Genomic DNA, 18,412 nt, shown 5'->3' with positions numbered 1-18,412 from the left:
TGTGGAAGACACCAAACCCTGCGGGAGCGTGGCGCCGGCGATTTGTGGAGGACACAAGACCCTGTGGGAGCGTGGCTTGCCCGCGAAGAGGCCGGCACATTCAACATTGATATCGCCAGTTACACCGCTTTCGCGGGCAAGCCTCGCTCCTACAGGTAATTGAGGTCGTACACAAATACAGCGCCGGGCGAAGATCCAAGGTGGGAGCGAGCCTGCTCGCGATGAGGTCAGTACATTCAACATTGATGTTGTCTGTCACACCGCCTTCGCGGGCAAGCCTCGCTCCTACAAGGGGCGGCGGTGTTTTAGAGATTGCGTTAATTCTTCAGCCCGGCGGACCACCGCACGCTTTTTGTCCATGGATAAGAGGTAAGCCAATGAGCGTGCATGAACTCAAGCGTCCGCCCATCGCGGACACCACCGAGTGGCGGGTGGAGCTGCCCCAGGCCCTGGAGCAGCTGCAGCACTGGGCGCAGGTCAGTCCGTTGCAACCGGCGCTGCGCCACAAGCGCCACGGCCAGTGGTTCGTCTGGCGCTGGATCGATGCCTTGCGCGATGTCGAGCGGTTGGCCGATGGCTTGCGGCAGCAGGGTTTTACCGAAGACTCGCGCCTGGCCTTGAGCGGTGCGTTCGAACCGAATCTGTTGCTGCTCGCACTGGCCGCCCGGCACATCGGCGCCGAATTGCTGACGCTGCCGGACAACCTCGACCCCGAAACCCTGCACAAAGCCCTGTGGCGCAGCCGTCCGACCCACGCATTCGTTCAGGGGCGACAGACGCAGCAACTCTGGATCAACCAAGGCCAGGCTCTGCTGGATTTCGCCGAGTTGCTCGGCCCGGTGGACCCTGCGCAACGCCTCAACCGCTGGAATCAAAATGCGCAACTGTGGAGCGAAGAGGGCACCCAGTGGCAGCACGGCCTGACGGTGCTGCTGGAACAATGGCTGATCAGCGGCCAATCCCTGGCCTTCCCGGAAAGCCCCGGCAGCGCCAGCCGCGACCGTCGTGAAGTCGCGCCGTCCGGGCTGCTGCTGTCCGCCGAACGCCTGCAACTGCTCGCGGAAGAAATCGACAGCCGCCTCGCACCCCACGGCACTTGGCGCCGACGTCTCTGCGATTGGGCCATCGCCCATCCCGAAAAAGGCCTGCAACGCTTGATCAAAAACCGCGTTCGCCGCCTGTTGGGCTTCCACAACCTGCATTTCATCTGGCAAGCCATCCGCATTTCCGATGCTCAACCCGAGTCGACCTGGCTCGCTGAATTCAAACGGGACATCGCATGAGCTCGACCGACTCCATTCTGCAAGTCAGCGGTATTTCCCTGTCCTTCAAAGGCGTGAAGGCGATTAATGAACTGTCGTTCGACGTGCGCTGGGGCGAGATCTGCGCGCTGATCGGCCCCAACGGCGCGGGCAAGAGTTCGCTGCTCAACGTGCTGAACGGCGTGTACCGCTTCGATGCCGGTTCGATTGTGTTCGAGCAACAGCCGTTCAAGCGCATCGACCCGTTGAGCGCCGCACGCCGGGGCATCGGCCGCACGTTCCAGAACAACGCATTGTTCAAGAAAATGAGCGTGATCGACAACATCCTCACCGGCCTGTCACGGCACCTGCGCAGCCGTTTCATTGAGCAGGCGCTGAACCTGCCAAGAGCCCGGCGTGAGGCTGAAGACTTCCGCCGGCAGGCCCAGGCCATTCTCGAATTCCTCGAACTGCAAGCCCATCGCGATGTGCCGGTGGGCAAGCTGTCCTATGGCCTGCAAAAACGTGTGGAGCTGGGCCGTGCCTTGATCGCCGGCCCCAACCTGTTGCTGCTCGATGAGCCGATGGCCGGGATGAACGCCGAAGAGAAGCAGGAAATGGCCCGTTTCATCGCCGACATCAACCGCGACCTCGGCACCACGGTGGTATTGATCGAACACGACATGAGCGTGGTGATGGGCCTGTCCGACCACGTGGTGGTGCTCGATTACGGGCGCAAGGTCGGTGACGGTACACCCGCCGAAGTGCAGGCCAATCCGGAAGTCATCGCAGCGTATCTGGGAGTGGTGCACTGATGACATTCTTCTTCGAAACCCTGCTCGGTGGCTTGCTCGCCGGAACCATGTACTCGCTGGTCGCGATCGGCTTCGTGCTGATCTACAAGGCCAGCGGCGTGTTCAATTTCGCTCAGGGCGCAATGCTGCTATTCGCCGCGCTGACCTTTGTCAGCCTGCACGATCAAGGCGTGCCGTTCGCCTTGGCGCTGTTGCTGACCGTTGTGGTGATGATCGTCGGCGCGCTGTTGATCGAACGGCTGGTGTTGCGGCCACTGGTCAATCGCTCGCAGATCACCCTGTTCATGGCCACCCTCGGGTTGTCGTTCATCATCGAAGGCCTGGCTCAGGGCTTGATGGGCTCGCAAGTGCGGGCGCTGGATCTGGGCATCGATGACGTGCCGCTGTTCATCGGCGGGATGATGGTCAGCCAGTTCGACCTGATTGCCGCGGCGGCCGCCATCGTGCTGGTGACGGTACTGGCGCTGCTGTTCAACAAAACCCGCATTGGCGTATCCCTGCGCGCGGTGGCGGATGACACCACCGCCGCGCTGTCGATCGGCATCAACCTCAATCGCATCTGGCAGATCGTCTGGGCGGTGGCCGGCATAGTCGGGCTGGTGGCGGGGTTGTTGTGGGGCGCGCGCCAAGGTATGCAGTTCTCGCTGTCGCTGGTGGTGCTCAAGGCCTTGCCGGTGTTGATCATCGGCGGCTTCACCTCGATTGGCGGGGCGATTGTCGGCGGGTTGATCGTCGGTGCGGCGGAGAACCTCGCCGAGGTGTACATCGGCCCGCTGATCGACGGTGGCATTACCCCGTGGTTCGCTTACGTCCTGGCTTTGGCCTTCCTGTACATCCGTCCCGCCGGCCTGTTCGGCGAGCGCGCCATCGAGCGAGTCTGAACCCATGTCGATTTCCCTTACCCGCGAAACCGCGCCGGCGGTGTTGATCCAGCGCCGTGTGCCGATTGGTTTGATTGCGCTGTTGTTGATCGCCTTCCTGGTTGTGCCGCTGACCGGCAACGACTATTGGCTGAACGCGATTCTGATCCCGTTCCTGGTGCTGTCCCTGGCCGGGCTTGGCCTCAATCTGCTCACCGGCTACACCGGCCAGACTTCGGTCGGCGCGGCCGGGTTCATGGCGGTCGGCGCCTTTGCCACCTACGGCTTTCTGCTGCGTTTGCCTGAGTTGGGCTTGCCGGTGGCGCTGCTCGGCGGCGGGCTGATCAGCGCGGTAGTGGGGTTTGTCTTTGGCTTGCCGAGTTCGCGGATCAAGGGCTTTTACCTGATGGTCACCACATTGGCCGCGCAGTTTTTCCTGGAGTGGCTGTTCGTCAAATTCCCCTGGTTCTACAACTACGGTTCGTCCGGGACCATTTCCGCGCCGAAACTGGCCCTGTTTGGCTATGACCTGAACACCCCATTGGGCCGCTATCTGCTGACCCTGACCACGGTGCTGCTGTTGACCTGGGTCGCGGTGAACCTGGTGAAAAGCCAGATCGGCCGCAACTGGATGGCGATCCGCGACATGGACACTGCCGCCGCCGTCGTCGGCATTCCGGTGGTGCGCTACAAACACCTGGCGTTCGCCGTCAGCTCGTTTTACCTCGGCGTCGCCGGGGCGCTGTGGGCCTTTGCTTATCTGGGCACGGCCAGTGCCAGCAGCTTCGATATCAACCGGTCGTTCCAGATCCTGTTCATCATCATTATCGGTGGCATGGGCAGCATCGCCGGCAACTTCGTCGGCGCGGCATTCATCAGCCTCCTGCCGATCCTGCTCAGCCACGCCGGGCAAGCCTTGTTTGGTGGTTCGGTGGACGCCGGCCAGTTGCAGAACCTGCAAAAAATCATCTTCGGCGTGCTGATCATCCTGTTTCTGATCAAGGAACCGGAAGGCCTGATTCGCCTCTTGAGCAACCTTCGTGAACGGCTGAGTCACTGGCCGCTGCGTTTCTGAATTCCCCCACCTGGTAGAGAGACAACATGCGTGCATCCTTGAAACGTTCGTTGGCCGGCGCCGCTCTGACGCTGGCGATTTTCGGCAGCGCGGTGCCGATGGTTCAGGCCTTGCCGGATCAGCAGTTCTTCCCGTTGGCCACTTATCGCGTCGGCGCTTACGCCTCCAGCGGTGTGCAAGTGTGGGCCGGCATGCTCGATTACCTGAACTACATCAACGATGTGGAAGGCGGGATCAACGGCGTCAAACTGGTCTGGCAGGAATGCGAAACCGAGTGGACGGCGGAGAAGGGCATCGAGTGCTATGAGCGCTTCAAGAAAGGCCTGGATGGCGCCCCGGTGGCGATCTATTCACCCAACGGCGCACCGGCGGCGTATGCGCTGAGCGAGCGGGCGGAGGTCGACAAGATCCCGCTGATCACCCTCGGTTACGGTCGCACCGAAGCCACCGACGGCACGGTGTTCCCCTATAACTTTCCGGTGATGCTGACTTTCTACAGCGAGGCCTCGAGCCTGATCAACTACATCGCCCAGCGCGAGGGCGGGTTCGACAAACTCAAGGGGAAGAAGATCGCCACGGTTTATCACGATTCTGCTTACGGTCGGGAAACCCTCGGTCCGTTGAAATTGCTGGCGGAGAAATACGGTTTCGAAAACATCCAGATCCCGGTGGCCGATCCGGGCAACGAGCAATCGTCGCAATGGCGGCAAGTGCGCCAGGCCAACCCGGACTGGGTGTTCCTGCGCACCTGGGGCGTGTCGACGCCGGTGGCGGTCAAGACGGCGGCGCGTTTCGGCTTCCCGGTGGACCACATCGTCGGCGACATCTGGGCCAGTTCCAGCGAAGACGTATTGCCCGCGGGCGCCGCCGCCAAAGGGTATCTGGCGCTGACGCCATACCCGGCAGGCACCGATTTCGAGATCCATAAACGCCTCAAGCAAGCCATCCTCGACAAGGGTAAAAGCGACCTCAAGGACCTGAAGAATTTCGGCAGCGTCTATTACAACTCCGGGCTGGTGAACGCGGCCGTGATGGTGGAAGCGATTCGCACCGCCCAAGGCAAATTCGGCAAGCGGCCGCTTAATGGCGAAGAAGGGCGTTGGGGGCTGGAACACCTGAACATCGACGATGCTCGACTCAAGGATATTGGCTACTTTGGCCTGATGCAGAACCTCAAGCTGTCTTGCAAGGATCATGAGGGTGGCGGTTCGGCGCGGGTGCAGCAGTGGGACGGCACCAACTGGACGCTGATCAGCGACTGGATTCCCGCCGACCGCGCCTTGCTGCGGCCATTGATCGATGAAAAATCCGCCGCGTTCGCCAAGGAAAAAGGCCTGACGCCACGCACCTGCACCGGGGATGAGTAACCTATGAGCCAAGCCGCCAGCGACATTGCCGCCAGTGACCTGTTGCAAGTCAAAGACATCGAGGTGATCTACGACGGGGCGATCCTGGCCGTGGCCGGGGTGTCGCTGACGGTGCCCAAGGGCGGCATCGTCGCGTTGCTCGGGGCCAACGGTGCGGGCAAAAGCACCACGCTCAAGGCGATTTCCGGACTGGTGCGGGCCGAGCGCGCGGAGGTCAGCCGAGGCTCGATTGCCTTTCTCGGGCGCGATACTGCAGGGGTCGATCCGAGCGTTCGCGTGCGTCAGGGCATGGTGCATGTGCTGGAGGGCCGGCACGTATTCGCGCAACTGACGGTGGAGGACAACCTGCGCAGCGGCGGCTTCGTTCGCGGTCTGAGCCGCAAGGACCTGGCGGCGGATCTGGAGCGCATCTACGCCTGGTTTCCACGCCTGAAAACCAAGCGCAAGACTCAGGCCGGGCTGACTTCCGGTGGCGAACAGCAAATGGTCGCCATCGGCCGGGCGTTGATGACACGTCCTACTTTGGTACTGCTTGATGAACCTTCCATGGGTTTGGCGCCTATTATCGTCCAGGAGATTTTCGAAATCGTGGCGCAACTCAATCGAGACGAGCAGGTGAGCTTCCTGATTGCCGAGCAAAATATTAACGTGGCACTCAAGTACGCCTCAAAGGCCTACGTCCTCGACACGGGTCGCGTGGTGCTGTCCGGCACCGCCGATGAGTTACTGGCACGGGGCGATCTGCACGACTTCTATTTAGGTAAACACTGATCAATGAGAACGCCATGACTGACACCCCAAGCGGACAGGCGACCGACGTCACCCGCCACGCGGACATCCTGATCATCGGCGGCGGCCTCAGCGGCGCGATGCTGGCGGCGCAGTTGCTGCGCTTGCCGGGCAAGCGTCAGGTGCTGGTGATCGAACCCCGCGCCGAACTCGGTCGGGGCGAGGCGTACAGCGCGGTCGAGTTGGGCCATACGCTCAACGGCAACGCGGCGCGAATGAGCGTCGATCCCGACAACGCTGATGATTTGACCCAATGGTTGACCGAGTACATCGCGGCGGGTGGTTGGCCGGAGTCGGATCAGCAGCATGTGCCGATCAGCGAGTTGTTTGCGCCGCGCGGGCTGTTTGGCGTTTATGTGCAGCAGCGTTTGGCCGAGGCGCAGGTGGTGGGCGCGCGGTACGGCTCGACGGTGGAGCATGTACGGGCCGAGGTGGTCGACCTGCAAACCCGGGGCAACGCTGTATTGCTGACCTTGAGTGACGGCCAACGTTTGCAGGGCGCCTATGCGGTGCTGGCCACTGGCATGTTCCCCGCTGCGCGTACGCCGCAAACCGAATCCAGCGGCTTGAACGCAGCGGCGCTCGATCCCTGGGATGTGACCGCCATGCGTCAGCTCGATCCGCAGTCGACGGTGCTGATCATCGGCTCGGGCCTGACCATGGTCGATGCCGTGGTGTCGCTGGAACAGGCGGGGCATCGCGGGCCGATCGAAGTGTTTTCCCGTCATGGTCTGCTGCCCCATGTGCGGCGACAGCCTCCGGCCTGGGCGGATTTCCTGGCCGAGGATCACAGCATTCGCACGCCGCGTCAGCTGATGCGCGAACTGCGTCGGCATTGTCGCGACGCCATCGCCCAGGGCATCGACTGGCAAGCACCGCTTGACACCGTGCGGGCGCACATCGGGCGGTTGTGGAGTCAGGCGACGGATGTGCAGCGTCGGCAGTTCGTGCGGCATGTGCGGCCGTGGTGGGAAAGCCATCACCATCGCTCGCCGCCGTTGAGTGCCGAGTTGGTGGCGCGGCTGCATGGGGAAGGGCGGTTGCGGATTCAGGCTGCATCGTTCAAAGGGTTGGAGCCTTCGTTGAACGGGGAGGTCAGCATTCGCATCCGCCGGCGCGGCGAGGCGCAAACCTGCGTGGTGCACGGCGCGGCGCTGATCAATTCCAGCGGCATCGAATACGACTGGCGGCGAGTGGCGCGGCCATTGCCGCAGCAGCTATTGGCGCGCGGGCTGGTGCGGCCGGGGCCATTGGCGCTGGGGATTGCCGCCGCGGATGACGGCGCGGTGCTAAGCGCCGATGGGCAGGTCGCCAGCCGTTTGTTCGGCATGGGCCCACCGTTGCGCGGGATGTGGTGGGAGAGTACGGCGGTGACCGACGTGGCGAGCCAGGCCAAGGCGCTTGCGGCGCGATTGGTGGATTGACTGAAAGTTGGACGGTGTTTTTTCGGGCCTCATCGCGGGCAAGCCCGCTCCCACAGTGATCGGTGTCGTTCCCACATTTTTTGGACAAAGCAGATACCTGTGGGAGCGGGCTTGCCCGCGATGAGGCCGGTACAGCCGCTACAAGGCCCGGTGTCAGACCACTAAACAAGCACTGTTTAAACGACACTTCCAGATACTCACCCAGGCTACACATCCTTGCGCCGTTGCCTACGACTACGCCAGAATCCGCCGGCTTGTGCGCCTTGAGGCCGGGCTCTATCGTTTCCGGGTCGCTGACGAATCAGCGATCGGGTTTCGCAGCCCGGGTCAATCAAGGCGCACAGCGCCACCGTTCCTTTTCAGATGACGTTTTTCGTTCGCTGAATTGCGTTATGGCGGCTGTGCGCGGGAGATCTTCGGGTCTGCCGGGTTCCTTGATTCCCGGTCTGCGAACCTGCGTACAGCTGCCACCTATCTTCGTTTCGCAGCGAACCGTGGCGGCTCCACTAATCAAGGAGTATTACCATGTTCAAAGACACACCCAATCCCCCGGAAACCGATCCAACATCCCCCTACGAATCCCTCGATTCGAAAAAGCTCAACGAAGCCGCCGACCGCGCCCTCGATTACTACCTCAAGCCGCCCATCCCCAAAGACACCAAGCGCAAACCCAGCACCATTTACCATGTCGTCGCCGAGGTCGATAACGAAACTCTACTGGTCAACGCCTGCGAATCTCTGGCGTCAGCGAGCATGATGCTCAGTGAGTTCGCCGGATTGATGGACATGCCACATCGCAACATGATGTTGGGGATTCAATCGGTGGTCATGCTCGGGGAGCTGGCGGTGAATCGGGTGCTGGATAACCTCGATCCACGAGGTTAGCGAGGATGATCGTTCCCATGCTCTGCGTGGGAATGCAGCCCGGGACGCTCCGCGTCCCTTCCAGAGCCGAACGCAGAGCGTCCGTTGAGGCATTCCCACGCAGAGCGTGGGAACGATCAAAACCCCGCATCATGCGGGGTTTCTTGTCAAAGTGTGGGAGCGAGCAAGCCCGCTCCCACAGGGGTGATGTTAAAGCTCACATCAATATGGTTACGCCACCACCTGATAACACGGCACATACTCCGCGCCACCCGGCAGTTTCATCCGGTGCTGGGCGACGAAGGCTTTGAGCAGTTTGTCCAGCGGCTGCATGACGGCGGCATCGCCACGGATCTGGTACGGCCCGTGTTCTTCGATCAGGCGAATGCCCTTGTCCTTGACGTTCCCGGCGACGATGCCGGAGAACGCGCGGCGCAGGTTGGCGGCCAGTTCGTGGGAGGGCAGGTTGCGGCTCAGTTGCAGGTTGGCCATGTTGGCGTGGGTCGGGTCGAACGGGCGCTGGAAGCCTTCGTCGATCTTCAGCAGCCAATTGAAATGGAACGCGTCGTTGCGCTCGCGGCGGAACTGTTTGACCTCTTTGAGGCCCTGAGTCATTTGCCGCGCCACTTCAGCCGGGTCGTCGATGATGATCTCGTAGTGCTGCTGCGCGGCTTCACCAAGGGTGGCACCGACGAAGGCGTGCAACTGCTCCAGGTACGGCGCGGCGCTTTTCGGCCCGGTGAGGACCACGGGGAAGGGCAGGCTTTCATTGTCCGGGTGCATCAAAATGCCGAGCAGGTACAGGAATTCTTCGGCCGTGCCCGCGCCACCCGGGAAAATGATGATGCCGTGGCCGACGCGCACGAACGCTTCCAGACGTTTCTCGATGTCCGGCAAGATCACCAGTTCGTTGACGATCGGGTTCGGCGCTTCGGCGGCGATGATCCCGGGTTCGGTCAAGCCGAGGTAGCGGCCGCCGTGGATGCGCTGCTTGGCGTGGGCGATGGTTGCGCCTTTCATCGGGCCTTTCATCACGCCCGGGCCGCAGCCGGTACAGATGTCCAGGCTGCGCAGGCCGAGTTCATGGCCGACTTTCTTGGTGTATTTGTATTCTTCGGTGTTGATCGAGTGGCCGCCCCAGCACACCACGATTTTCGGTTCGACGCCGGGGCGCAGGGTGCGGGCGTTGCGCAGCAGGTGGAAGACGTAGTCGCTGATGCCCTGGGAGGTGCTCAGGTCGATGCTCAAGGCGTCGAGTTCGTTTTCGGTGTAGACGATGTCGCGCAGGGCGCTGAAGAGCATTTCCCGGGTGCTTGCGATCATTTCGCCGTCGACGAAGGCGTCGGCCGGGGCGTTCAGCAGTTCCAGGCGCACGCCACGGTCTTGCTGGTGAATGCGGATTTCGAAGTCTTTGTAGGCTTCCAGGATGGTCTTGGCGTTATCGACGTGGGCGCCGGTATTGAGGATGGCCAGGGCGCACTGGCGGAAAAGGGTGTAGGTGAGGCCGGTTCCGGCTTCGCTCAGTTGCTGTACTTCACGTTGGGACAGTGTTTCCAGGCTGCCTTTAGGGCTGACCGAGGCGTTGATTACATGTCGTTGGGTCATTCAATGATCCTTAAAACGATGTCACCCGCCGGCAGGCGCATGGCATCCGAATAGTGTGTATCCATGGAGAAGATGGCATGAACTGCGCTGTATCGCCATGTTCCCCGTTTGACGATGAAAAGATGAAAAGGAGCCCCAGCATAGCTAAATCCTTCGGGGAGGCGATAATGCCCCGCAGTCTTTTTGCCACAGAGCCTTTTACCATTGATGCAAGGAACCCCGTCGCGATGTTCGAAATCCAGCCAATGAATGCCGAAACCTATCGACGCCAGACGCGACGCAGCACGGTAATCATCGCCCTGATGTTCCTGGCGCTGGCGATGGTGCTGTCCACGGCGGCGGTGGCGCTGTTCGGTGAGCCCGGCGGTGACAATCTGCGTTTCAACGTGGGCGGCGTGTTTGCCGCGTTGTTGCTGATGGCGGCGCTGATGCGCGGCAAGTTCTGGACCCAGGAATGGATGGCGCCAGCGGTGTACGGTTGGCAGCTCAAACGCAGCCTGATGAGCATCACCAACGTCATGCACCAGGTGACGGCAGCAGTGGAGAAGGGCGATCCGGACGCCATGAAGCTGCTGCGTTTTTATCACTTGGGGCTGAGCCAGATGCACCAGTTGGACGGCAACTCCAGCGACCATAGCCAGCTGACCCGTGAGATGGACCAGCACAAGGCGCGGATGGAAGCGCTGGGCCTCGAGACCGAACAGACGCAATTGAACCCGGCCTGGCTTGAGGCGGTGAAACAGACGCGGGTGTAGCCCTGTCATTGCGGGCGATGAGCATTTTCGCGCAAATCACCTATCGTATTCGTTGATGAGTCATAGTGGTCCGAGCGCCAGCCACGGCTGGCTGGCGCTAAAAGGGCGAACGGGAAAATTCGCCATGTCATAAGGGATTAAGGGAGCGTCATGGGGCATCCGTTCGTCAAAGATCGTATTGAAAGCACCCGGCTCGCCACGCCTTGGGTACCTGAGCAGGTTGAGTCGAGACTCAAGGTTCGATACGCAGTCTCCCTGCTCGTTGCGGTGTGCCTGTCCATGACGGCCATTGTGATCGGTGAAGGCTGGAATGCGCGCCAGTATCATTTGCGCGGCAGCGAAGTGGAGATGTCCAACCTGGCGCAAACCCTGGCCTCGCAGGCGCGAGCATCGATCAAACAGGCCGACACGCTGCTGTTTGACCTGGTGGATCGCCTTGAAGTCGACGGCATGGAACCGGCGAAAATGCCCAGGCTGCAACGTTTGCTCCACGCCCAGCGCAGTGAGCTGGCGCAGATCCATGGGTTATTCGTATTCGACGAAGAAGGACGCTGGCTCGCCAACGCCATTAACGTCATACCGCCCAATGCCAATAATTCCGACCGTGAATATTTCATCTACCACCGTGATCATCCCGATCGCGGTCCTCATATCGGTCCGGCGATAAAAAGTCGCTCGACCGGTGAGTGGATCATGACCGTGTCACGCCGGATCAATCACGCCGATGGCCGGTTTGCCGGCGTGGTGGTGGCTTCGATCTATCTCAACCATTTCCTGGACCTGTACAACAGCATCGACATGGGCAGTAACGGGGTGGTCAATTTGATCGCCGACGACGCCACCATCGTCGTTCGCCGACCGTTCAAGGAAACCGATATCGGCACCAGCGTCGCCAAGGGACCGCTGTTTACCCAGCTGTTGCCCAAGGGCGATTCCGGTACGGCAGTCGTCAAATCCTACGTGGACGGGGTGGAGCGGGTGGTGGGATTTCGGCGGGTGGAGGGTTATCCGCTTATCGTTTTTGCCGCGCTCGACAAAAAAGAAGTCCTGGCCAGCTGGCTGCGGGAGTCAATCCTCAGTGCGGGGATCGTCTCATTGCTGCTGGGGTTTCTGGGCGTTCTCGGCTATCGCCTGATCCGCGTCATGAAGCAGCAGAATCATGTTCAGAGCGAATTGCTGGAGGCTCAGGAAAAACTCATTGAGATCAACCAAAGCCTCAAGTTGCTGGCTCTGGAGGATGCACTGACCGGGCTTTCCAACCGGCGTCAGTTCGATTTGTTCATCCTGGCGGAAATGGGCCGTGCCAGGCGGACCCATACCAGCCTTGCGTTGCTGATGATCGATGTCGATCATTTCAAGAGTTTCAATGATCACTACGGTCATTTGGCGGGCGATGAGTGTTTGCGCAAGATCAGCATCGTCATCACCGACAACATCCAGCGCCCCGGCGATCTTGCTGCCCGCTTCGGTGGTGAGGAGTTTACGGTGGTGCTGCCCGGCACCGATTATGTGGGGGCGTTTCTGGTGGCGGAAAAGATCCGTCGCGCGGTTCAGCAAACGGACATCAAGCATAGCGGCAGCCCCGAAGGCCTCGTCACGGTCAGTATTGGGGTTTGTGCCTACAACCAGACGGCGCAGAGCCAGCCCGAAGACTTGATCGGCGCAGCAGACAAGGCGCTGTATGTGGCCAAGGCCAGTGGCCGGAACATGAGCGTCATTGCCAACTGAACTCAACCAGACCGGTTACTGCCCTGAACGAGTCGGGTGCCGCAATCTCCATAACCGGATCAGTCGCAGGTAGATCAGCACGTTGATCGCCAGCACCACGCTGCCCAGCCCCAGCTGAATCGTGGGTGTCAGCCCGGCCGGATAAATAATCGGCCACACGTAATGTTCAATAAAACCGCCGCCGTAGCCGGTTTGCCCGGCTGCATGGCGCATGAGGTTTTCCCATTCGGTCAGTGGGCACGTCAGGTGGAAGACCTCCACGATCACGCCCCACGCGGCGGCGGGCAGGTGCCACCAGGCCAGGCGATGCCATTTGAGCACCAGCAACCCGCCGAACAGCACGAACAGAATGAACAGCAAGTGAGACAGCACCAGCCCGTCGGCGGCGATTCGGTAAAGCATGTCGATTCCCTGACGCGTTATGTGAATCGCTCCATGGTACTCGGGCTGGGTGCGTGTGCTCTATCGATTGCTGTTTTCGAGCACTGCCAGTACTTCTTTCAAGCGCACCGCCGTGGCTTCGCTGCTGCGTTGCATCGGCGCGCGCAACTCGTCGTGGATCAATCCTTCAAGGGCCAGGGCGGTTTTCACCGGGGCGGGATTGGGCTCGATGAACAGACTGTGAATCAGCGGCAGCAACTGGAAGAAGGTCGTTCGGCCGGCCGCTAACCGGCTATCGCGGATCTGTTGATACAGCGTCACGAACAGCTCGGGATGAACATGGGCCGAGGCGGCAATCGCGCCTTTGGCTCCCAGACATAATGCGCCGAAGATCTGGTGGTCTTCACCGCACAGCACGTCGACTTTGCCGCTGGAGAGCAGCGCAAGAGTGGTGGCTGGATTACCGCCGCAGTCCTTGATTGCGACGATCCGCTCGTGGGCGACGATCCGCAGCAAGGTCGCCTGTTCGAAGGCGATGCCGGTGCGATAGGGAATGTCGTAGAGAATCACCGGGACGCTGGACGCATCGGCGACAGTCTTGAAAAAAGCTTCGAGGCCGGCCTGGGAAGGGCGGATGTAGTACGGCGGTGGAACCAGCAAACCCGCCAGGGGACGTTTGAGGATTTCGCTTTGAAATTGCAGCAACTCGGCAAGGTTGTTGCCGGTCAGACCCATGACCACACGTTCTGGCGGAACCTGTTCCAGCACCGCATCGAGCACTGCCAGTTGCTCATGTTTGCCCAGCGCCGCGGCTTCCCCGGTGGTGCCGCAGACCACAATGCCATCGACGCCTTTTTCCAGCAGATGACTGACCAGCCGCCGCAACCCGGCGAAGTCAATCGCGCCATCGTGAAACGGCGTAACGATGGGAACCCAGATACCTTGAAACGATGACATGCACTTTCTCCTGAAGGTTGACCGATTTCGTCACCGTCAGAAGCGTAGAAGGAAGTCAGCAAGAAGGAGGGAGTTTCCGCCGCGCTCAATGTCCTGTCAGCTCATCTGACGGGACAGCGCGCCCCGGTCACATGAGCGACTGTTTCTTCGATTTAGGGGCGTGCGCAACGCAACCTTGCGCCTTGGCATTCAAGCCAATGACGACAGTATTGAGGTTGAAGGTTGCGGACATGGTTGCTTACACCCTGAATGAGGAGCTCAGTTTTAAAAGTCGGCGCGATGTTTGTCAATCTCGAAAATCAGCACCGGTCGCTTGCAAGTGCGCAAGATTGTTCAAGCCATCCACCGCGACTGCTGGCACAGTCTGGGGTCTTTCCTTGGTTGTAGAGCGATATGTCCAACTCACTCATGCCGCGCAGTGCATTCCTTCGCGGTGCCGCGGCCATCATGCCGTTGTCCCTGGCGACCGCGCCTTGGGGGTTGCTGGCCGGTTCCATGGCCATCGAGGCCAATCTCACACCGCTGCAAGGCCAAGGGCTGTCGAGCATCGTGTTTGCCGGCGCGGCTCAATTGGTCGCCATCGGCATGCTCAAGGGCGGCGCCGGGGTCTTTTCGATCCTGTTGACCACGTTGTTGCTGACCTCCCAGCATTTGCTTTATGGAATGAGCATGCGTTCGGTGATTTCCCCGTTGCCGGGCCGCTGGCGTGTGGGGTTGGGCTTTTTGCTCACCGACGAGTTGTTCGCCCTGACCAGTCAGCATGACAAACAGCAGTTCAATCGTTGGTATGCCCTGGGTGTGGGCCTGACGTTTTACATCGCGTGGAACCTCTTCACCCTGGCGGGCATTGTGCTGGGCAGCAGCATTCCGGGCCTTGAACACCTGGGGCTGGACTTCTCCATCGCGGCGACCTTTATCGCCTTGATCACGCCGGTGGTGCGCAACGTTCCGACGGTGGTCTGCGTGGCGGTTTCACTGTTCTGTTCGGTGCTGTTCAGCTATTGGCAATGGGGCTCGGCCCTGGTGTTGTCGGGGTTGGCGGGCATGACCGCAGGCTTTATCTGCAACAAATTCTATGTGGGGCGCACATGATGGTCTGGGCTGTGATTATCGGGATGGGCCTGCTGGTGTTCCTGAACCGCTACGTATTTCTCGAGCCTCGGCTGCCGGTGCGCTTGAGCAGCAATGCCCGGCAATTCCTCGGTTTTGCGGTGCCGGGCATGCTCACAGCGATCTGCGGGCCCATCGTGTTCATGCCCGACAAGCAGTTGAACCTGCAGTGGGACAACCCGTACCTGATCAGTTCGCTGGTGGCCGTGGGCCTGGTGCTTTACACCCGCAACACCTTGCTCAGCATGTTGTTGAGCATGGGGTTCTTCTTTTTGCTGCGGTGGTGGCTCTGAGTCGTCCCATCTGAAACTGTTCTACGCTTAAAGGAGATCCCTTCAGGAAGAGAGGTGAGCATGGCCACTGAACCAAAGCATCCGGACCCGGATGAGGACATCGATGAACCGACGGAGGAAGAGCTCGAGCAGCAGAGGCGTTCGACGCCTGACTGGAAGCATCCCGACGACGGTAAAGAACTGTCGGACCGCGACCAGGAGCGCCCGTTGAAGCCCTGATCGGCTTGTACATACCCCAAAGCCCCGCGATGGATAGCGGGGCTTTTTCATTTCCGATGGTTCAACACCCTGTGGGAGCGAGCCTGCTCGCGATGAGGCCATAACATTCAACATCAATGTCGGCTGTTACACCGCCATCGCGAGCAGGCTCGCTCCCACAGGTGCAGCTTCCAGGAGGAGGGCATCATCAAATGACATGCGCCCGCTGCAATTCGGTCAATGACAACGCCTTCAGACGCGCCAGCAATGGATCGCGGCGGTCCCGGGGATGCGCCAGTTCCACCGCCAGTTCCTGACGAATGCTGCTGGGGCGGTTGTCCATCACCAGCACGCGATCGCTGAGGTACAGCGCTTCATCGACATCGTGGGTCACCAGCAGCAGGGCGATGGCGTGGCGCTCGGCCAGTTGCAGCAACAGATCCTGGAGTTTCATCCGGGTGAAAGCGTCCACCGCGCTGAAGGGCTCGTCCAGCAGCAAAACCTGCGGCCGCGAGTAGAGGCCGCGGGCAATCGCGACCCGTTGCGCCATGCCGCCGGAGAGGGCTTTGGGCAGGGCCTGGGCGAAACCGCCGAGGCCGACTTCTTCGATCAGTTGGGCGACCCAAGCCTTGTCGTAATCGCTGTCGGCGCTGAAACCGATGTTTTGCTCGACCGTCAGCCACGGCATCAATCGCGGTTCCTGAAACACGAAGGCGACTTCGCCGGCGTTGTTGCGCAGTTCGCCCTGAAAGTCTTTTTCCAGGCCGGCGACAATCCGCAGCAAGGTGCTTTTGCCGCAGCCGCTGGGGCCGAGCAGGCTGACGGTTTCCCGGGGCTGCAATTGCAGATGGATGTTTTTCAGGACGGTGGTGGCGGCGAAGGTTTTGCGCTCGACGCGAATGTCCAGCAGGTGTTCGGTCATGGCTCAATCCCCTGTGCTTTGGCCGTTGAAGGTGTCGCGCCAGGCCAGGAAGCGTTTCTCACAGCCTGCGAGGATGCCGTCGCTGAGTTTGCCCAGCAGCGCCAAGACGATGATCGCGGCGAGCACGATGTCCGGGCGTGAGGTTTCGCGCCCGTCGCTGAGTAAATACCCCAGGCCTTTGGTCGCGGCGATCAGCTCGGCGGCCACCAGAAACATCCAGGCCAGGCTCATGCCGCTGCGCAAGCCAGTGAACAGGCCGGGCAGGGCAGCGGGTAACAGAATCCGCCGCACCAATCGACGCCGGCTGAAGCCATACATCTGCCCGACTTCCACCAGTTTGCGATCGATGTTGCGAATCGCCGCGACGCCGTTGAGGTACACCGGAAAAAAAGCGCCAATGGCGATCAGGACGATTTTCGAGGTCTCGTCGATGCCCAGCCATAGCAGCAACAGCGGCACCCAAGCCAGGCTCGGGATTGAGCGCAGACCGGCGAAAGTCGGCTCCAGCCAGGCTTCGGCTTCGCGGCTCAAACCGACCCACGCAGCGAACACCAGCGCCAGACCGGCGCCAATGGCGAATCCCAGCAGCACCCGCAGCAGGCTAGCGCTGATGTGTTTCCACAGCGCGCCTTCGGCCAGGTCCCTCAAGGTCAGCGCGATTTCGCTCGGCGCGGGCATTTGGTAGGACGGCAGCCATCCAATGCGCACGACGAATTCCAGCACGAGGACGATCAATACTGGCAGGGCCAGGCCCTTGAGGCGCAATGGCCAAGCGTTGCTGAGGCGGCGTGGCGCGGGCAACGTCAGGCTGGCGGGCAGGTCTTTGCTGTTGCTGGTCATGGGTGTTCTCCAGTGACGGCTGATTTGAAGCAAGATCAAAAGATCGCAGCCTTCGGTAGCTCCTACATTGATCGGGCACAACCATGAATCCACGGTGTACGCCTCTCCCTGGAGCTGCCAGGCTGCGATCTTTTGGTCTTTATTGACGCGCCACGGTTTGTTTGAAGCCGGAATCGATCAGCTGATCGATCACTTGATCGACATTCACCCCACGGCGAACCAGTTCTTCGGAGACCAGAATCGGTGCGGCAGCCTTTGAGGCGATCACATCCCTGGCGGTCAGTTGCGGGCTGCTCAGGTCGGTGCGCGACAGTTGCAGCCGGGCCACTTCCAGCGGCAGCCCGGACTCGGTGGCGAGCAACTTCGCCAGCTCGTCAGGATTTTTCACCGCCCAGTCGCGAGCTTTTTCGTAGGCATTCAGCACCGTTTCAATGGTGTTCGGATGTTCTTTGGCGTAGCTGTCGGTGACGCTGACCACGCCATAACTGTTGAAATTGGTGTTGCGGTACAGCAAGCGCGAACCGGCCTGGACTTCGCTCGCGGCCATGTGCGGATCCAGTCCGGCCCAGGCGTCGACGTCACCTTTCTCCAATGCGGTGCGACCGTCCGGGTGTTGCAAGTGCACCAGCTCCACATCGTCCTTGGTCAGGCCGGCCTGTTGCAGGCTGCGCAGGGTGAACAGGTACGGGTCGGTGCCTTTGGTCGCGGCGATTTTCTTGCCTTTGAGGTCGGCCACGGTTTTGTACGGCGAATCCTTGCGCACCACCAACGCCGTCCATTCGGCGCGGCTGTATACGTAAACCGATTTGATCGGACTGCCGTTGGCCCGGCTGAGCACGGCGGCGAGGCTGGCGGACGAGGCGAAGTCGACACCGCCGCTGTTGAGGTATTCCAGCGAACGGTTGCTGCCCTGGCTCAACACCCAGCTGACTTTGGTCTGTGGCAGGGCCTTTTCCAGAAAGCCGAAGTGTTTGAGCACCAGGCTGACCGGCGAGTAGTAGGCATAGTCCAGATGCACTTCGGCCGGTGGCGTTTCAGCCGCCTGGGCGAAGGTCGGCAGGCATAGGGCCAGTGCGCAGGCGCTGAGCAGGTGCCTGACGTTGGGAAAACGGAAGATCGGTTTCATGGGACAGCTCCTGGCAAGGCGGCGAGATTCTTATTTCCGAAAAATCATTTTTCTTGAGTGCG

General features: G+C 60.8%; 19 protein-coding genes. 13 read left to right on the top strand and 6 right to left on the bottom strand.

What is annotated here, in order from left to right; translation table 11 throughout:
• Nucleotides 1–377 precede the first annotated feature (377 nt).
• The 8 genes from AB7M22_RS15165 (at nucleotide 378) to AB7M22_RS15130 (ending at nucleotide 8,456) form a co-directional block, all read left to right on the top strand.
• Nucleotides 378–1,283 (top strand): AMP-binding protein, encoded by a 906-nt coding sequence (locus tag AB7M22_RS15165; protein ID WP_454186919.1) that lies wholly within the window; start codon nucleotides 378–380, stop codon nucleotides 1,281–1,283.
• Nucleotides 1,280–2,056: an ABC transporter ATP-binding protein gene (locus AB7M22_RS15160; RefSeq protein WP_454186918.1), complete on the top strand. Its 777-nt coding sequence runs from the start codon at nucleotides 1,280–1,282 to the stop codon at nucleotides 2,054–2,056. The genes AB7M22_RS15165 and AB7M22_RS15160 overlap by 4 nt, the downstream gene beginning before the upstream one ends.
• Nucleotides 2,056–2,937, top strand: a complete 882-nt coding sequence (locus AB7M22_RS15155; protein WP_454186917.1) for a branched-chain amino acid ABC transporter permease — start codon at nucleotides 2,056–2,058, stop codon at nucleotides 2,935–2,937. The genes AB7M22_RS15160 and AB7M22_RS15155 overlap by 1 nt, the downstream gene beginning before the upstream one ends.
• 4 nt (nucleotides 2,938–2,941) lie before the next feature.
• Entirely contained in the window at nucleotides 2,942–3,991 is a 1,050-nt protein-coding gene (locus tag AB7M22_RS15150) for a branched-chain amino acid ABC transporter permease (RefSeq protein WP_454186916.1), read from the top strand.
• Nucleotides 3,992–4,017: 26 nt separating this feature from the next.
• Nucleotides 4,018–5,358, top strand: coding sequence for an ABC transporter substrate-binding protein (locus AB7M22_RS15145; RefSeq protein ID WP_454186915.1), 1,341 nt, complete (start codon nucleotides 4,018–4,020; stop codon nucleotides 5,356–5,358).
• A gap of 3 nt (nucleotides 5,359–5,361) precedes the next feature.
• The gene (locus tag AB7M22_RS15140; RefSeq protein ID WP_454186914.1) at nucleotides 5,362–6,129 is read left to right on the top strand and encodes an ABC transporter ATP-binding protein; all 768 of its coding nucleotides are present in this window, start codon (nucleotides 5,362–5,364) and stop codon (nucleotides 6,127–6,129) included.
• 14 nt (nucleotides 6,130–6,143) lie between these two features.
• Nucleotides 6,144–7,571 (top strand): FAD/NAD(P)-binding protein, encoded by a 1,428-nt coding sequence (locus AB7M22_RS15135; RefSeq protein WP_454186913.1) that lies wholly within the window; start codon nucleotides 6,144–6,146, stop codon nucleotides 7,569–7,571.
• Between the two features lie 525 nt (nucleotides 7,572–8,096).
• Nucleotides 8,097–8,456 carry a DUF6124 family protein gene (locus AB7M22_RS15130; RefSeq protein ID WP_454186912.1) on the top strand — a complete coding sequence of 120 codons (360 nt, stop codon included), beginning with the start codon at nucleotides 8,097–8,099 and terminating at the stop codon, nucleotides 8,454–8,456.
• Between the two features lie 210 nt (nucleotides 8,457–8,666).
• Here AB7M22_RS15130 and ppnN read toward each other — a convergent pair whose 3' ends face one another.
• The gene (gene ppnN / locus AB7M22_RS15125; RefSeq protein ID WP_008075186.1) at nucleotides 8,667–10,040 is read right to left on the bottom strand and encodes a nucleotide 5'-monophosphate nucleosidase PpnN; all 1,374 of its coding nucleotides are present in this window, start codon (nucleotides 10,038–10,040) and stop codon (nucleotides 8,667–8,669) included.
• 227 nt (nucleotides 10,041–10,267) lie between these two features.
• Between ppnN and AB7M22_RS15120 the strand changes: the two genes are divergently transcribed.
• Together AB7M22_RS15120 and AB7M22_RS15115 are read left to right on the top strand one after the other, a co-directional pair.
• A complete protein-coding gene (locus AB7M22_RS15120; RefSeq protein WP_454186911.1) occupies nucleotides 10,268–10,795 on the top strand; it encodes a DUF3087 domain-containing protein in 528 nt (175 codons plus the stop codon).
• 150 nt (nucleotides 10,796–10,945) lie between these two features.
• The gene (locus AB7M22_RS15115) at nucleotides 10,946–12,523 is read left to right on the top strand and encodes a sensor domain-containing diguanylate cyclase (RefSeq protein WP_454186910.1); all 1,578 of its coding nucleotides are present in this window, start codon (nucleotides 10,946–10,948) and stop codon (nucleotides 12,521–12,523) included.
• 15 nt (nucleotides 12,524–12,538) lie between these two features.
• Here AB7M22_RS15115 and AB7M22_RS15110 read toward each other — a convergent pair whose 3' ends face one another.
• Nucleotides 12,539–12,925: a DUF2784 domain-containing protein gene (locus AB7M22_RS15110; protein ID WP_008009099.1), complete on the bottom strand. Its 387-nt coding sequence runs from the start codon at nucleotides 12,923–12,925 to the stop codon at nucleotides 12,539–12,541.
• A gap of 60 nt (nucleotides 12,926–12,985) precedes the next feature.
• On the bottom strand, nucleotides 12,986–13,861 hold the full coding sequence (dapA, locus tag AB7M22_RS15105) for a 4-hydroxy-tetrahydrodipicolinate synthase (protein ID WP_454186909.1): 876 nt from the start codon (nucleotides 13,859–13,861) through the stop codon (nucleotides 12,986–12,988).
• A gap of 393 nt (nucleotides 13,862–14,254) precedes the next feature.
• Between dapA and AB7M22_RS15100 the strand changes: the two genes are divergently transcribed.
• The 3 genes from AB7M22_RS15100 to AB7M22_RS15090 are packed head-to-tail and all read left to right on the top strand — an operon-like array spanning nucleotide 14,255 to nucleotide 15,483.
• Nucleotides 14,255–14,953, top strand: a complete 699-nt coding sequence (locus AB7M22_RS15100) for an AzlC family ABC transporter permease (protein ID WP_007895507.1) — start codon at nucleotides 14,255–14,257, stop codon at nucleotides 14,951–14,953.
• A complete protein-coding gene (locus AB7M22_RS15095; RefSeq protein ID WP_162830927.1) occupies nucleotides 14,953–15,264 on the top strand; it encodes an AzlD domain-containing protein in 312 nt (103 codons plus the stop codon). The genes AB7M22_RS15100 and AB7M22_RS15095 overlap by 1 nt, the downstream gene beginning before the upstream one ends.
• Before the next feature lie 60 nt (nucleotides 15,265–15,324).
• Nucleotides 15,325–15,483, top strand: coding sequence for a hypothetical protein (locus tag AB7M22_RS15090; RefSeq protein WP_454186908.1), 159 nt, complete (start codon nucleotides 15,325–15,327; stop codon nucleotides 15,481–15,483).
• Between the two features lie 187 nt (nucleotides 15,484–15,670).
• Here the strand turns inward: AB7M22_RS15090 and AB7M22_RS15085 are convergent, their stop codons facing one another.
• The 3 genes from AB7M22_RS15085 to AB7M22_RS15075 form a co-directional block, all read right to left on the bottom strand.
• Nucleotides 15,671–16,384: an ABC transporter ATP-binding protein gene (locus AB7M22_RS15085; protein WP_007895520.1), complete on the bottom strand. Its 714-nt coding sequence runs from the start codon at nucleotides 16,382–16,384 to the stop codon at nucleotides 15,671–15,673.
• A 3-nt stretch (nucleotides 16,385–16,387) separates the two neighbouring features.
• A complete protein-coding gene (locus tag AB7M22_RS15080; protein WP_454186907.1) occupies nucleotides 16,388–17,224 on the bottom strand; it encodes an ABC transporter permease in 837 nt (278 codons plus the stop codon).
• A gap of 139 nt (nucleotides 17,225–17,363) precedes the next feature.
• A complete protein-coding gene (locus AB7M22_RS15075) occupies nucleotides 17,364–18,350 on the bottom strand; it encodes an aliphatic sulfonate ABC transporter substrate-binding protein (RefSeq protein ID WP_454186906.1) in 987 nt (328 codons plus the stop codon).
• Between the last annotated feature and the right edge of the window lie 62 nt (nucleotides 18,351–18,412).

It is taken from the genome of Pseudomonas sp. ADAK2 TE3594, assembly GCF_053628675.1.
Note: the sequence above shows the minus strand (reverse complement) of the source record. Positions and strands in the feature narration are given on the sequence as shown.